The sequence below is a fragment of the Paenibacillus sp. S33 genome, from assembly GCF_053615415.1.
The window spans coordinates 2012044-2026170 of the sequence record NZ_JBSIEZ010000001.1 but is presented as its reverse complement, the minus strand read 5'-3'; the positions used below and the strand labels follow the sequence as shown (position 1 = coordinate 2026170).

The following is a 14127-nucleotide window of genomic DNA, read 5'->3' as shown; positions in this document are numbered from 1 at the left end:
TGGTCTCGTATCATCACTGCTGAGCTTTCCAGTATATGCGTATTTGGCGCAACAGCTCAGCCTTATCTATCTTTCCACTAATGTAGCTTTGGATAGATGCTCCTGTGATGGCCCCGTGATCAGGTGGAAGTGTTGCCATAAACGGCAGCGTCTTTCCGTTCGACATATATGACTTGATCGATCGTCCCAAAGGATCGGCAGGCTCTAAATTAATATTTTTGAACGCGGGTATCGTATTAGCCTTGTTTACCAGAAATTCTTGTCCGGACTTGTCGTATACCAGCCAGTTCAGAAACTTCTTTGCTTCCTCTTGCTCCTGAGGTGTTGTAGTTGTAGAATCAATGAAAATATACTTTGTTACACCGACTGTGATTTTAGCATTGTTAGGGTCATCTGTATTATCGCTTAACGGAAGGGGCAAAAAACCGTATTCCTCATTTGCTGTATCATTGCTCTTAATCCCAGCCCAAGCCCAGTTGCCCATAAACCAAAGCCCCACTTTTCCCTCTCCTAATGCTTTGACTCCATCGTCATACGTGCTGTCCAAAGGTGAATTCTTATTGATGCTGTTATTCTTGAGCAGATCTAAAGTTTGTACCCATCCAGACATTACATTATTTTGGGACATGTCTATGGAGTTATCCTGCATACCTTTAACAAACTCTGGAAAACCCACAGGTTGAACAGAATAAGACAGAGCTAAAAGATGAGAGCCGAGAGACCAGTCCATTGGTGAAAGCATGACCGGTGCTACTCCCGTCTTCTGAATCTTAGCCATTAATGAGTTCAGGTTGCTTCTACTTTTCACCGAAGAAGGATCAAAAGAACCCCCTGTTGCCTTGTCCAATACTTTCTTGTTATAGATTAATCCGTAGCCTTCTACTGCAAATGGGAATCCCAGCACAGCATCGTTTTTCTTAACTGCATCAAGTCCATTTTCTATCGTATCGGCTACCCACTTCTCTTTACTTAAATCAACGGCTTTATCCAGGAATGTCTGCGTGTCGCCCGGGTCAAGCATCGACATAGTTGCTGGACTTCCTGAGCCGTACATCGACATCAGTTTTTGATATGCTGACGTTCCCTCTGGAGCGGTTATAATCTCCAAAGATACTTCAGGGTGCTCTTGATTGTATTGTTTTGCTACTTCTTCTAATTGGGTTTTTATTTCAGATTTGGAATTCAAAAGTGTAATCTTGGTCGTCTGCTGTGATACTGGTGAAGCTGAACAACCTATAAACATCATTAAACATACTAGAGAAATCGCAACTTTTAGCTGTTTTCTCATTAACTTTCCCCCTAAGGATTTACTTTGATAAATTTTATGAATAATATTCAGTGTTATCGACATAATTACCCAGGAAGATTAGTAATTTTTAGTTGGTAAATATCGGAATGTAATTGAATAGTACAAACTGGTTGTTACGTTAAGTTAAGGGACACGACAGCGCAACGTTTTTTTATCGAATTGCGTCTTCATATGGGGGAAGTTACTGCGCAACAAATTTAACTAAAAAAGGAGCAATCATTTATGAACAAAGCATTCTTTGCGGCTTTTCTTGCAATTTTTTTATTTATTTCATCGTCCACTACTTATGCAGCACAAAATCAGATCAAAATTGACGGTGTGACTATTACATCCGATGTGAAGCCCGAAATGAAGAATAAACGCGCCATGGTACCTCTACGTGTTATGAGCGAAAGTTTGGGGGCTAGCGTCGAATGGTCCGATTCCGAGGTTATTCTCGCTAAAAGCGAGATGAAAGTAAAATTAGCAGTAAACAGAAGCACAGCGGAGAAAAATGGTAGAAAGATGCTGCTTGATGTAAAACCATATACAAAAAATAATCGCATATATGTTCCGCTTCGTTTTATTGCAGAGGCGTTTGGCTGCAATGTTAATTACAGCAACTTTACAGTGACTGTTGATACTAATCCATTGTTCATAAACGGTGTACAAGTAAAAGCACTTCAACAGGAATACCGTATGACTTTGGGCGGCGTAGTTCAGCAAATTCATGGCAATGCATATAACGAAACCATTTATAATATTTTTGCAAAAAACAAAGGTGAAAAGGTCGAAGCACCTGCAAACTATTCTTGGAGCTTCACTCTTGACACACCTGGATCTTATTATAAAAATGCACAATATGATTTTTTAGGCCAAAAAGGGAAAAGCTTAGTTCGTTTTGATATATATTCTTTAATTCGCACTTATCCACCTGAACTTTTAACAGGCTACCCAGAGACTTTGATTCATGATGTATCGAATGATGAGTGGTATTTGTTTAACGATACCGCAAGAAAATCCATTAATCAGTTAATGGATACCGCTGGGAAGAACGGTTTTTTGAAGATTATAAGTAACACAGTTGTATAATGTGATTTTCTCTTATTATACTTTTTCGTCTCCAAAAGATAAAAGGCGAATTCCCAGCTGAACATAAGCAGCACAGGAATTCGCCTTTTTAATCGTATATAAGATGAACTCTTCATTTTACATAGAAAGCGGAATGACGTTATTTTTCCATCTGTAGCATTTCTGACTCATAGGACTGAAATGCATTTTCCATACCCATCACTACATCTTTAATCTTCATGTATCCTTTGGTATACGGCTCCGAATCGCGAATTTCTTCCCACATATAGTGATATTGCTTCATGTCCTCCGTTTCGCATACGACGAAATCGGTGTAGTCCTTTCCAGGCAGTGCTTCTGCATCAAAAAAACGAACCTGAACATGTTCGCTATATTTTTGAATGGTAGCCTGCAAGGCCCCCGCATGTTTTCGACGTTCCTCCCGAGGTAGAGCCAACCAGGAAGGGTAGAACTCCAATAATACTATCATCATATAACGCATATGCCTTATCTCCTTTTTGGTGAAGCTTGAATGATTTATCGTTATTGTACGCTGCTTGTCTACAACGTCGCATTAACATAGGTTAATGCGGATCACTACGCAGCAAACGACTAAGTGATACAGGGGAGACGCCTATGTACGAAGCTATATGATATTGGGCAACTCGTTTGTCCAATCCGGGGTATTTGAGAAGAAAAGCATGATAACGCTCCTTAGCAGAAAGATACAATAATTCGCGCTCCCGTTCCTCTTTTCGAATATAAAGTCTTTCTACACTTTTACGGACGAATCTTTCCCACATATGGCTTGTATCCATAAGCTCCTTCAATACGTGATATGGAATTTCAATGACAACCGAATCTTCCATGGCCTCAATCGAAAAAGTGGATAGTTCTCCTTGGATCATAGCCCCATAAGAGGTTACGTAATCATCTTCTGGCGAAAAACCAACATTGTATTCTCTGCCATCTGCTAATGTATAAAATAAACGGAATAATCCCTCTGAACAAAAATAGGCATGTTTCACAGGCTCACCCGTTTCAATGAGAACCGTTCCCTGCTGAATATGCTTCACACAGGTTTGCTCTACAAACCTGTTCCAATCCTGCTCTATAATCGAGGCATGATGAGCCATTTTTTCTAATGAACGATAATAGGGATGCATCTGCTCACCGCTCCTTGATTTTTATAAAGGAATCGAAGATATTTTTTTGACTTCGTGTATGAAAAACAGGGGTTATCCCTCAGGTCTGGGCAGACCTGTAGGACAACCCCCAGCGACGTGTTCTATCAGACTTCCGCAGCATCCTCTTCCACAAAAAGAGATACCTTGCGGATGCCATCCGCTCCGATCACGACAAGCCCCTGATCCGACAGACGGATTTCAGGGATAACGACCAGTGCGAGCAGTGACAGTGTCATCAGCGCGTTGTTCAGCATGCAGCCGGACTGCTGAAGTGCCCGGCTGATACTTTCGGACTGCGCAGCTACCTCTGCAAACGGAGCTGGGGACATCAGCCCGGCGATAGGCAGCGGGAAGCGCGTCTCACCCGAGGCGGATACGACCACCACGCCACCACGCAGGGTAACAGCCTGCTTCGCCGCCTGTGTCATGAGCTCGTCATCATTACCTATGACGAGTAGGTTGTGGCTATCATGCGCGACGGTCATGGCAATTGCAGCCGGCTCGGTGAAGCCGACACCTGTCACAAGTGCCACCGCGTGACTGCCACTGGCATGATGGCGCTCGAAAACGGCTATTTTGCACAAATCCTGTGCAGGATCTGCCGTGACTTCTCCATTACGGACCGGAACGGTCATTCGCACTTCCTTCGTGTCCACGTGGTTTTCCGTAACACGAATCACCCGTACAGGTACATTCCCCTCCTGTACTGGAGCCGCAATGCGAAAATCTGCAGCACTCAGCTCTCGTCCCAGGTGGACCGTGTCCATCACTTCCGCAGGATAAACGAAGCCGTCCCAATCGGCGACCATTTGACCGTGCTCGGCCACCAGCTGGCCCGCTGCGATGGTAGCCGTCACATTCACTTCGGCCAATCGGCCATCAAGCAAAATAATGTCGGCAATCGCACCCGGAATGATCGATCCGATGTCCCGTGCCACGCCGAAGCGCTCTGCCGTATTCAGCGTGGCCATCTGAAACGCGGTTACGGGCTTGACGCCCTGTGCAATCGCATGACGCACGACGAAGTCCATCTGCCCTTCATGGAGCAAGGATTCTGCGCTGCGGTCATCCGTTACCAGCATCATGCGGCGCGTGTCGAGACCCATTTCGGTGCTGGCTCGGATCGTCTCGGCCACATCATGCCATGCGGAGCCTTGCCGCATCTTGGCATACATGCCGAGCCGGATACGCTCGGCTACATCCTCGGGCGTGACACACTCGTGGTCGCCCGTAATTCCCGCGGCTGCATAGACCGGCAGCCGCCAATCATCGGAGGCCCATGTAAAATGGCCATCCGCCACCTTGCCCGCGCGCAGCGTGGCCTGAATTTCCCCGATCATCACATCGTCTCCATAGACGACACCAGGGAAATTCATGACTTCGCCCAGCCCGATCATATCCGGGCCCCAGCTTAACGCCTCTGCGACTTCCGCCGGGCCGAAGGAGGCACCCGTCGTTTCCAGCTCCGGACCTGTGGACGGGACGCAAGAAGCCACCTGCATGTAAGCAGCCAGCGGTGTCGTACGTGCTTCGTCCAGCATCAGACGAAGCCCTTTTAGACCCAGTACATTGGAAATTTCATGCGGGTCAAAAAAACCACCCGTCACTCCCAGCGGCAGTACAGCCTTAGCGAACTCCGTTACGGTCAGCTGCGTGCTTTCGATGTGACAATGTCCGTCCAGTAACCCCGGTGCCATATAGCGGCCTTCCGCTTCAATGATTATGGTGTCTTCTCCAATCGTATGACTGACGTCCCTACCGACGTAAGCGATACGAGCACCTTGCACAGCAATAGACATGCCCGGCAGCAACTCGCCCGATACCACATTGACCAGTGTTCCTCCGCGGATCACCAGCGATGCCTTGCGCTCTCCTCTAGCTGTAGCTACCAACTCGGGTACACAGTCCGCTAGCGGCGGGCGTTGAAATACACTCTTCATGTCCATTACGTTTGTAACCTCCGTTTATGCTTCTTACCTGTTTTGCTTATTTGCTTATGTTACTGGAATACGCTCCATAATGCCAGCCAACTCTACATCTATTCAGGCATCGCAAGGGTTTCTAAGGCATTTGTCCCCGGCTGATTGCCAATGTCCTCTCTATAGAACACGATCACTTTCTTCCACTTTGAGGGTATACGTATCCGAATCCCGTAAACTCACGAATGGCGTAATCTCCCCTATGCTATAAATATGCAGCAGATGCATCGCTCGCGTACAGGCGGTGTAGAACAGCTTACGCTCACTCTCACGCTGGTATTGTTTCGCTGATCCGTCATAAATCAGAACCGCATCGAATTCCACGCCTTTTGCCAGGTAGGCCGGAATGATATGAATCCCCTTTTCAAAAGCAGGAGTTGTTTTCTTAATTAGTTTTGGCTTCACTGACAGCTGTCCTTCCAGCGCTTCGTAGGCTGCCGCGCTTTCGTCAGCATTTTTACAGATCACCGCGATGGATTCATAGCCTTCTGCCAACAATTCTGTGACATTCCCAACTATCAATTGATGCAACTTTTCAAGCGAACGCACCTCAGTAACAAGAGGCTTCTCACCTTTACGGTTAAACGGTACAATGTGCTCTCCCCCAGCGACCATCCCCCGGGTAAATTCCACAATCTCCTGTGTTGAGCGATAGCTGCGTGTCAGGGAAATCATCTCGGTCTGATCTGCACCATACAAGTCATACAATGGTTCTGCATCCTGAAGCACCGAGGCATGGGCATAGATCGCCTGATTAAAATCACCCAGTGCCGTCATTTTAGCCTGTGGAAATAAACGCTTGAAGAACGCCAGCTGGAATGGGGAATAGTCCTGTGCCTCATCAATAAACACGTGACGGATGTTGCTATTGGAACGAAAGCCCAGCATCAGCTCACGCAAATATAAAAAGGGTGTCACATCCTCATACGCTAACTCCCCAGCCCGAATTCGTTCCAGAGTTTGTCGACTAATTTCACCCCAGCTGACGGGCAGCTCTGCATGATTCGCCAGTTGGCTCAACAATGCCTCATTCATAAACAGCTCGCTGTAGAGCCGGGTCGTATCTACGAAGCGAAGCGCCTTAATCCATTTGCGCAGGGGCTTTAAGCGGCCACTGACCACCATACGCGCCAATATTTCTCTTTCACGCGTAAAATCGTCGAAGGTATCGCCCTTATTCTTGGATTTACGGCGCATACGGTTATAGGCACGCTGATAATCCTCCGGCTCCATCAGATCCATCTGTTGATCCACCCATGGGGCGGAGCATTCTTCCTTACCAAAGCGGGCCAGCTCTTTGAGCATCCAATCCCGTAGCAGTTCCAATCGATTCGCCAGCCGAACCGTAGAGTCGAATTCATAAAACTTGCGTGCCATTTGCTCTACTGAAACCACCTCACGTCCCTGAAAACGGATGGGTTTAAAACGCATTCCCTCCTGTTCCAAATACGTCTTGTAGCTTGTAATCACATGTAAGAACGTCTTGGACGACTTAAAGCGGATACCCTCCATCCTAGCTTCATACCCAGGCTGTAACGATGCTGAAAGCACATATTCCAGCTGTTCAAATGGATCTTCTAACTGAAACTCTCGGCCCAAACGCCGCTCCAAATATTCCTGAAACGTGGCCTGAAGCATATTTTCCTCACCTAATTCAGGCAATACTGTCGATACATAACTGTTAAACATCGGATTAGGCGAAAATAACACGACCTGATCCGCTCGTAAGCGATCCCGGTACTTATACAGCAAATACGCTACTCTCTGAAGCGCAGCAGAGGTTTTGCCACTTCCTGCCGCCCCCTGAACAATGAGCATCCGGCTTCGATCATCACGGATGATGCGATTTTGCTCCCTTTGGATAGTAGCGACTATACTTTTCATTTGAGCATCCGAGCTGCGGCTCAATACTGCTTGAAGAAGTTCGTCTCCAATCGTCACTCCTGTATCGAACATAAAACGGATCTGTCCATCACGAATCGAGAATTGGCGCTTAAGCGTGAGTTCCCCTTCCATCTCCCCGGCCGGGGTCTTATATGAGGCGGGCCCCGGCATGTTATCGTAATAAAGATTGGAAATAGGCGCGCGCCAGTCGTAGATCAGAAATTCCTCATCTTGATTATCCAGTAGGGAGGCAATCCCCAGATAAACACGTTCCGCAGTCTGCCCTTCCTCAGCAAAATCAATTCGTGCAAAATACGGTGAATCAAGCAACTTTTTCAAACGACCTAACGCCTCTGTGGAATGCTTGTGTCTTCGTTCCCGCTCAGACAAAATCTCGGACTGCTGACGCAAACTGGTGGACGTCTCGCCCACATCGTCCGCCTCACTGAAATTGATCGTTACCTCATCCCAGAAGTCTTTACGCATATCGACGACATCTCCGCGCACAGAACCAACCTCTGTCTCTAGCTTCCGAATACGCCCGCTAATCACTGCGGTCACATCTTCTACTCTTCGTTGTTCTTCATTCCATTGCTGTTCAGTAGTCACTGGCATCGCTCCTGTTCCGTTTCCTCCTGCTCCATGCAGGGCTCCCTTGCGTACAAACTATGCTCTATTATGGACCCGGGCATACTCGCGGCATCCCCCTGATCCGGGAAAATTGACTAATCCTTTGAAGCATGCTATAATGTAACAAGAAGTGTAGTTCACAACTTACGCTTATGGTTTCACCATAAAACAGAGCATCCTCTATTGTAGCAAGTTCAGTCCCTGTTCGCAACCAGCGGGCTTTTTTTGTGCGTTCTGGCAACCTTCTATTAACCTGTTCTTACATACTTGAATTCATTACATAAAAAAGCGACCGTCCATCTGATTGATGAATGCGGTCGCTTTTCTTTAGGAAATTCGCCTATCTGCTCTCTTCTACAGGATGAATATGATCGGCCAGTCTGCTCAACCTCTCCAGCTGATGACCATAGTCGTACATCGCCGCAGCCACAATGGACAGCCGCAGCATTCCTTCCTGACAATGGTCAAAACGTGTAATCGCATGCTTCATAAATTCGCCGTTGGCTTGCTGAAACAATTCACTTTCGTCCTCATTCGGTTTTAGCTTGTTTTCGAATTTCAGTAGAGCATGCTCGTGAAAACGAATCAGCAGCTCCAGATGACTGTCAAAAAAAGCATCCGTTCCTTTTGGCCGTAAAGACTGGAAGTAGTGTCTTTCCACTGCATCCAGTACCTCATATCCTTTGTGTAAACTTCCGAGCATTTGTTTGTATACTACCATTTGTCTTGTTTGACTAAACTTGGAGCGCTTGAGCTTCTTCTGCTCTTCCTCGAACAAATGATATTTGTCCGACAGCGATTTAATGGCTCCCTCCAGATTTCCTTTTTCCTCTTTGAAGACAGACTCCTTAATCTCATCGGAAATGGCAGTACGCAGCAGCAAGGACATGCTGTTAAATACATTTTGAATCTGATTAATAAACTGCCTTTTCGGTTTCGGGGGAAAAACACTAACATTGATGACAAAAGCAGACACAATCCCAATCAAAGTGAGCGCAAAGCGGGTCACCGCAAATTTCCAGTCCCCTGAGGCTTCCATTACAGAAACAACGGTCACGAGTGTCAATCCAACCGTATCAGCCATATTTATTTTCAGACATATCATAAGTACCAATACACATACCAGTCCAACTGCAATCGGCTCATTCGAAAATACCATTCCGCCCAGCAACGCCATGATTGCACCGAGTGTGCTTGTTTGGAGTTGATCCAGAAAATAACGCCACGACCTATATATCGACGGTTGCATGGCAAAAATAGCGGCTATCGCTGCCCCCACAGGCGAATGGGTGTTCAAAAGCGTGCTCAGAAAAAGGGCGAGCGTCACTGCGATTCCCGTTTTTAACACCCGTGCTCCAAAAGCCAAAGCCATCCCTCCTGCTTACCTTTCAAATTTATCCATACCGAATTACTATAATGAAAATTCAATGTAAAGTCCATGCTTTATTATTACCCAAAACAATCGGAGATCAGGAATATTTATGAAATGTACAGTTCCTGCTAGAATACATATCAACAGTATTAACTTATTTGCAACACGTCACAGGAGGAACTCATCGTGCCATGGATTAGCAAAATGTTAGAAGAGCCCCGAAAGTGGCCGCGTAATATCCGATTGTTTTTTATGGCCAATCTGTTGTACCAGATGGGCACGGGAATGTTTTCTGTACTGTATAACCTGTATATCCAAGGGCTTGGCTTTGATGATGATATGAACGGCCGGGTGGTCAGCATGCAGGCTCTGGCGACGGCGTTGCTGTTCATTCCGGTCGGATTTTTGGGGGATCGGACGAGCCGCAAAAATATGCTGGTCATCGGCGCATTATTCAGCGGCCTGGCCTTTCTCGCCCGTACCCTTACAGATACCAGCGGAAGCATGTTGGTATTTGCCGTAATCTCAGGTGTATTCGCCGCCTTTATTCAGGTGCTGGCTGTGCCTTTTTTAGCGGAAAGCATTAGTAAATCCCAGCGCTTAAAAATATTCAGCTATTACTCAGCTCTTGTACTGGCAGCTCAAGTCCTGGGCAGCTTCGGGGGTGGCGTACTCGCAGATGGGCTACAGACGTGGGGAATCACACCGCTATCCAGTCTGCGGGTTGCTCTGTTCCTTGGAGGAATGGCAACATTGACTGCTTTTATTCCTCTATTGTTCATCACAAAAACTACGGCAACCTTAGAAGCACCAGCTCCTGCCGAATCTTCACCTCATACAGAAACAGAACAAGTACATACACCGCACAGTACATCCGATATCCCTGCCTTGGAGACGCCTGCTGCTGCTTCTGATCGCCGGGTTATTGGACAATTTGTTCTTGCCCAGTTTTTTCTTGGGTTAGGTTCAGGTCTGGTCATCCCGTATCTTAATTTGTATTTTACGAACCGCTTCTCCGTATCGCTCAGCGCAATGAGTTTACTGATTGCACTCGGCCAGCTTATGACCATCCTCTCCATGTTGATCGGGCCTACCCTCGGCAGCCGGATTGGACTGGTCAGAGCTGTAGTTGGCTTCCAACTGCTTTCGCTACCCTTCCTTCTCATTACAGGCTTTACGAATGTGCTATGGATCGCTTCCATCAGCTTTCTATTCAGGCAAGCGCTAATGAATGCAGCCAATCCGCTGCAGACCGCCATTCTCGTCGAACGTGTGTCAGATAAAAATCGCGGCATTGCCAACTCCATTCTCCAGACGACCTGGATGCTAGGCACCGCAGGTATGGGACCTGTACAAGCCTATTTGGTTACAACATATGGCAACTACTGGGGCTATGCCATCACATTTAGCATGACAGGTGTTTTCTATATTTTGTCCTCCCTCGTCTATTACAGAATGTTCCGAGAAAAGCGCCCGTCCGCGGGCCAGCTTTTACAAAACCCGGCAAGCCCGTAAACAAAATCATGACACAATAAAAGCCGGAGCCTCCAAGCGGACTCCCCTGGAACGTCATAGGATAAATGAGAATGGCGGAGGAGGAATGAAGGCATGCTTCGAGTTGCATTATTTACGGACACGTATACGCCTGACGTGAATGGCGCTGCTCTGACCCTGGAACGATGGATTGGCTATCTGGAGACACATGGAGTATCTACGCTCGTCTTCGCACCGGAGGCAGACCATCATCTGCCTTCTGGGCCGGGTGTAGAGCGATTTCGGAGTATTCCCTTTTTGTTGTACCGGGAATGCAGACTTGCGATCCCCAACGCCAAACAGATCAACGAGCGTCTGTCAGCCTTTTCCCCGCATTTGATTCATGTCGCTACTCCGTTTAACCTTGGCCTGTATGGAACAAGCTACGCAGCCAAACACCATATTCCACTCGTCGCCTCATATCACACCCATTTTGATAAATACCTCGAATATTACAAGCTTCGCTGGCTTGAACCTGCGTTATGGAAATACATGCTCTGGTTTCACAGACATTGCGAAAGAGTATATGTCCCTTCTCAATCAACCATGGAATTGTTGCGCCATAAAGGAATGGGACAGCTCGAAATCTGGAGTAGAGGCATTGATACTGACCGATTTCAACCAAAGGTGGACCGGAATGCAGTATGGAAGAAATGGGGCGTTCATGCAGATGCATTTGTTATTTTGTATGTAGGCAGGCTTGCACCGGAAAAGGGGATAGACACGTTACTGGATTCCTATCTCCAGTTACCCGACGACGTCCGCGCAGCCTCTGTGCTGGTCATTGCAGGAGATGGTCCATTGTATAAGGTCAAAACTGCAGCGGATCTAGGGGTGCCGGAGCATGCAGTCCACTGGCTTGGTTTTGTGAAAGGGCCGGAATTAGCTGAACTCTACGCCGCAGCCGACGTATTCCTCTTCCCTTCCACCACGGAAACCTTCGGCAATGTTGTACTGGAGGCTATGGCGAGCGGTACACCTGTGGTCGGTGCCAATGAAGGCGGGGTAAAAGATAATCTAATCCATGGAAAAACAGGGCTATTGTGTCCTGCTGGGGACGCCACTGCCTTTGCCAAAGCTGTACAGCTGTTGTACGAGGATGCCTCACTTCGCGATGCTATGTCCAGAGCTGGTAGAGCCTACAGCCTGGACCAGACATGGGACCGTATTTTTGAACGGTTACTGGACAGCTACATGGACGCAGCAACCCTACACCTCGACAGCCGTCCCATGACGCGAATGTAGCCTTCAAAAACAGGCAATTTCAGATAGCATGATAGTGGCGGGTTAAATAAATTCTGCTAATACCTTAATTGCTTCAGCAGCTTGTTATGTACCCCACTCAACAAAATCACTGCGGTCAAGGCGCCGATGAACGCAAGAAGCATATCCCATTGGGTATCCCATACATCTCCCTGTGTGCCCAAAAAGGCTTCTGCTGCCGTTCCGGTTGCCTTGGCTACAGCAAACTCAATCAGCTCGTACACAGCGCTGATCGCAAGACACACACTAACCGTGAGGAAAGTGAGCCAGCTCCCGCTTCCCAAGGCCGTTTTACGCAACAGCACTTCCCTGGTAATGAGTGCAGGTACAAAACCTTGTACAAAATGCCCAAGTCGATCATAATAATTGCGCTCCAGTCCGAACGTATCCCGAATCCAGTTGAACAGTGGCATTTCGGCATAGGTATAATGTCCACCGACAATCAAGATCAATGCGTGCAGCCAGATTAGGGTGTATACCAGATTGGTAAAGCGAAATCTACGGTACAAAGCCGCCAGCAGCACAGCTCCCAAAACTGCCGGGAGAACTTCCAGTACCCATGTAAAGTAATCCGCCGGGCGAATTAAAGACCAAATGAGGGCAAGCGCCAGCAATACAAGTAAAACAAGCGGGTAGCGATCATTTTTAGACCATGCCGTTGCCTGATTCATCTTCATTCCTCCTCACCCAAAGCTCTATCCTTCGTTCGTTACGATATGTTTGACACGCCCAACCTGTCCGTCTGCCAAACGCACTTTGATTCCATGCGGATGACGCGGGGAATTGGTCAAAATATCTTTCACCGTTCCTCGCGTCAACTTACCAGTAGACTGATCCTTTTTAAGCACAATATCCACCTGAAGACCAGCGCGGATATCGGATCGATTCTGTCCGTTCATTGTAGCTACTCCTCCTTTGATTTTACATTTTTTGATGATATTCAGCCACTCAGCTGCAATCAAATCACCAGCGACGCCATTCGTCCTGGCGGTTGTTCCCCATCCAGACTACGCACATCGTGGATACATAGCTGACGAGCAAAATGACGAATAGCATCCCACTAAACTCCACAAAATGAGTACGTTGCAAGGAGTCTGCCCATATGGAAGATACCTGTGCATACAGTTGAGAGGGCGCAGAAACAATATCCCATGTGTTCCCTCGAAAGAAACGGCCAATGTAAATACCCAGGCTGCTCAACAAGAGTACCGCCAGCATAAACAGCCAACTAACAAGCCCACCACGTGCACGTTGTACCAACTGTCGTACGGATTCGAGCGATACAAAACCCATTGCCAGGCCAAGTACGGCTACCAGCAGCATTCCCAGTACATGATTCCAAAAGTACGGATTGCCCCAGAAACGTTGCTCCCCGAGAAATGGATATCTGGCGAATACATGCAGCAAATCTGTGATCAAATAGGGTGTATTGGGATAAAAGAAAAGCCATGCCGCCCCCGTAACCCAGAGTAAAAATGTCCTCGTTCCCCGCCTCCACGAGCTGTACATTACATCAAGCAGTAACGTCAACAGCATAGGAATCCAGGCCAACATCATATTCCACCAAATAAAAAGATAAGGGCGGCCCCCTGAGGGCAGTCGCACGTTAATGATCCACAATGTACTGATTACGGAGCATAAGGCCAGTGCTAAAAAAACATAGAGTTTTAGTGGATAATTTAACGATCTTAAACGGGCATACATATGTGTCTTTCCCTCCTTGTAACCGTCCTGCCTTCCTGACGTTCCAATTTACACCTGTTCTGGACAGTGTACACCACAATGGCTTCAAGCTCAATGGAAGCGCTCTACCTCTGCATCAATGAACACAAAAAAACATCCGTTCTCCGGGAATGGACTTCATCCCCGAAAAATAGATGCTTACTGTGTTTTAGACTTCACTCACAGGTAAAGGCGTAG

At 47.3% G+C, this 14127-nt stretch carries 12 protein-coding genes; 3 read left to right on the top strand and 9 right to left on the bottom strand.

From position 1 onward, the window contains the following. Window positions 1-13: 13 nt before the first annotated feature. The gene (locus tag ACWGXJ_RS09615) at window positions 14-1288 is read right to left on the bottom strand and encodes an ABC transporter substrate-binding protein (RefSeq protein WP_452566633.1); all 1275 of its coding nucleotides are present in this window, start codon (window positions 1286-1288) and stop codon (window positions 14-16) included. Between the two features lie 243 nt (window positions 1289-1531). Here ACWGXJ_RS09615 and ACWGXJ_RS09610 point away from each other — a divergent pair, with 243 nt between their 5' ends. Further along, window positions 1532-2380: a copper amine oxidase N-terminal domain-containing protein gene (locus ACWGXJ_RS09610; RefSeq protein ID WP_452566632.1), complete on the top strand. Its 849-nt coding sequence runs from the start codon at window positions 1532-1534 to the stop codon at window positions 2378-2380. 139 nt (window positions 2381-2519) lie between these two features. Here ACWGXJ_RS09610 and ACWGXJ_RS09605 read toward each other — a convergent pair whose 3' ends face one another. The 5 genes from ACWGXJ_RS09605 to ACWGXJ_RS09585 all read right to left on the bottom strand — a co-directional run bounded on the left by ACWGXJ_RS09605 (window position 2520) and on the right by ACWGXJ_RS09585 (window position 9411). Further along, entirely contained in the window at window positions 2520-2861 is a 342-nt protein-coding gene (locus ACWGXJ_RS09605) for a darcynin family protein (RefSeq protein WP_039270101.1), read from the bottom strand. 82 nt (window positions 2862-2943) lie between these two features. After that, window positions 2944-3525 carry a Crp/Fnr family transcriptional regulator gene (locus ACWGXJ_RS09600; RefSeq protein WP_254325875.1) on the bottom strand — a complete coding sequence of 194 codons (582 nt, stop codon included), beginning with the start codon at window positions 3523-3525 and terminating at the stop codon, window positions 2944-2946. Between the two features lie 125 nt (window positions 3526-3650). Beyond that, window positions 3651-5492: an adenine deaminase gene (locus tag ACWGXJ_RS09595; RefSeq protein WP_452566631.1), complete on the bottom strand. Its 1842-nt coding sequence runs from the start codon at window positions 5490-5492 to the stop codon at window positions 3651-3653. 153 nt (window positions 5493-5645) lie between these two features. Beyond that, a complete protein-coding gene (gene helD, locus ACWGXJ_RS09590; protein WP_336076912.1) occupies window positions 5646-8024 on the bottom strand; it encodes an RNA polymerase recycling motor HelD in 2379 nt (792 codons plus the stop codon). Window positions 8025-8379: 355 nt separating this feature from the next. Next, window positions 8380-9411: an FUSC family protein gene (locus ACWGXJ_RS09585; RefSeq protein WP_175405266.1), complete on the bottom strand. Its 1032-nt coding sequence runs from the start codon at window positions 9409-9411 to the stop codon at window positions 8380-8382. Window positions 9412-9597: 186 nt separating this feature from the next. Here ACWGXJ_RS09585 and ACWGXJ_RS09580 point away from each other — a divergent pair, with 186 nt between their 5' ends. Together ACWGXJ_RS09580 and ACWGXJ_RS09575 are read left to right on the top strand one after the other, a co-directional pair. Then, window positions 9598-10926: an MFS transporter gene (locus tag ACWGXJ_RS09580; RefSeq protein ID WP_452566630.1), complete on the top strand. Its 1329-nt coding sequence runs from the start codon at window positions 9598-9600 to the stop codon at window positions 10924-10926. Window positions 10927-11019: 93 nt separating this feature from the next. Beyond that, window positions 11020-12189, top strand: a complete 1170-nt coding sequence (locus ACWGXJ_RS09575) for a glycosyltransferase family 4 protein (RefSeq protein ID WP_452566629.1) — start codon at window positions 11020-11022, stop codon at window positions 12187-12189. A 56-nt stretch (window positions 12190-12245) separates the two neighbouring features. On the opposite strand, the gene ACWGXJ_RS09570 is transcribed toward ACWGXJ_RS09575, so the two are convergent. The 3 genes from ACWGXJ_RS09570 to ACWGXJ_RS09560 all read right to left on the bottom strand — a co-directional run bounded on the left by ACWGXJ_RS09570 (window position 12246) and on the right by ACWGXJ_RS09560 (window position 13911). Then, entirely contained in the window at window positions 12246-12878 is a 633-nt protein-coding gene (locus tag ACWGXJ_RS09570) for a DUF2238 domain-containing protein (protein ID WP_452566628.1), read from the bottom strand. 24 nt (window positions 12879-12902) lie between these two features. Further along, entirely contained in the window at window positions 12903-13106 is a 204-nt protein-coding gene (locus ACWGXJ_RS09565; protein WP_039270088.1) for a YwbE family protein, read from the bottom strand. A gap of 64 nt (window positions 13107-13170) precedes the next feature. Next, the gene (locus ACWGXJ_RS09560) at window positions 13171-13911 is read right to left on the bottom strand and encodes a DUF1361 domain-containing protein (RefSeq protein WP_414126229.1); all 741 of its coding nucleotides are present in this window, start codon (window positions 13909-13911) and stop codon (window positions 13171-13173) included. Window positions 13912-14127 lie beyond the last annotated feature (216 nt).

Excerpts from the sequence above, each read along its gene's own strand:
- ACWGXJ_RS09575 (WP_452566629.1), top strand. The coding sequence starts at position 11,020 with ATGCTTCGAGTTGCATTATTTACGGACACGTATACGCCTGACGTGAAT.
- ACWGXJ_RS09585 (WP_175405266.1), bottom strand. The coding sequence starts at position 9,411 with ATGGCTTTGGCTTTTGGAGCACGGGTGTTAAAAACGGGAATCGCAGTG.
- ACWGXJ_RS09595 (WP_452566631.1), bottom strand. The coding sequence starts at position 5,492 with ATGGACATGAAGAGTGTATTTCAACGCCCGCCGCTAGCGGACTGTGTA.
- ACWGXJ_RS09570 (WP_452566628.1), bottom strand. The coding sequence starts at position 12,878 with ATGAATCAGGCAACGGCATGGTCTAAAAATGATCGCTACCCGCTTGTT.
- ACWGXJ_RS09615 (WP_452566633.1), bottom strand. The coding sequence starts at position 1,288 with ATGAGAAAACAGCTAAAAGTTGCGATTTCTCTAGTATGTTTAATGATG.
- helD (WP_336076912.1), bottom strand. The coding sequence starts at position 8,024 with ATGCCAGTGACTACTGAACAGCAATGGAATGAAGAACAACGAAGAGTA.
- ACWGXJ_RS09600 (WP_254325875.1), bottom strand. The coding sequence starts at position 3,525 with ATGCATCCCTATTATCGTTCATTAGAAAAAATGGCTCATCATGCCTCG.
- ACWGXJ_RS09610 (WP_452566632.1), top strand. The coding sequence starts at position 1,532 with ATGAACAAAGCATTCTTTGCGGCTTTTCTTGCAATTTTTTTATTTATT.
- ACWGXJ_RS09565 (WP_039270088.1), bottom strand. The coding sequence starts at position 13,106 with ATGAACGGACAGAATCGATCCGATATCCGCGCTGGTCTTCAGGTGGAT.
- ACWGXJ_RS09605 (WP_039270101.1), bottom strand. The coding sequence starts at position 2,861 with ATGCGTTATATGATGATAGTATTATTGGAGTTCTACCCTTCCTGGTTG.
- ACWGXJ_RS09560 (WP_414126229.1), bottom strand. The coding sequence starts at position 13,911 with ATGTATGCCCGTTTAAGATCGTTAAATTATCCACTAAAACTCTATGTT.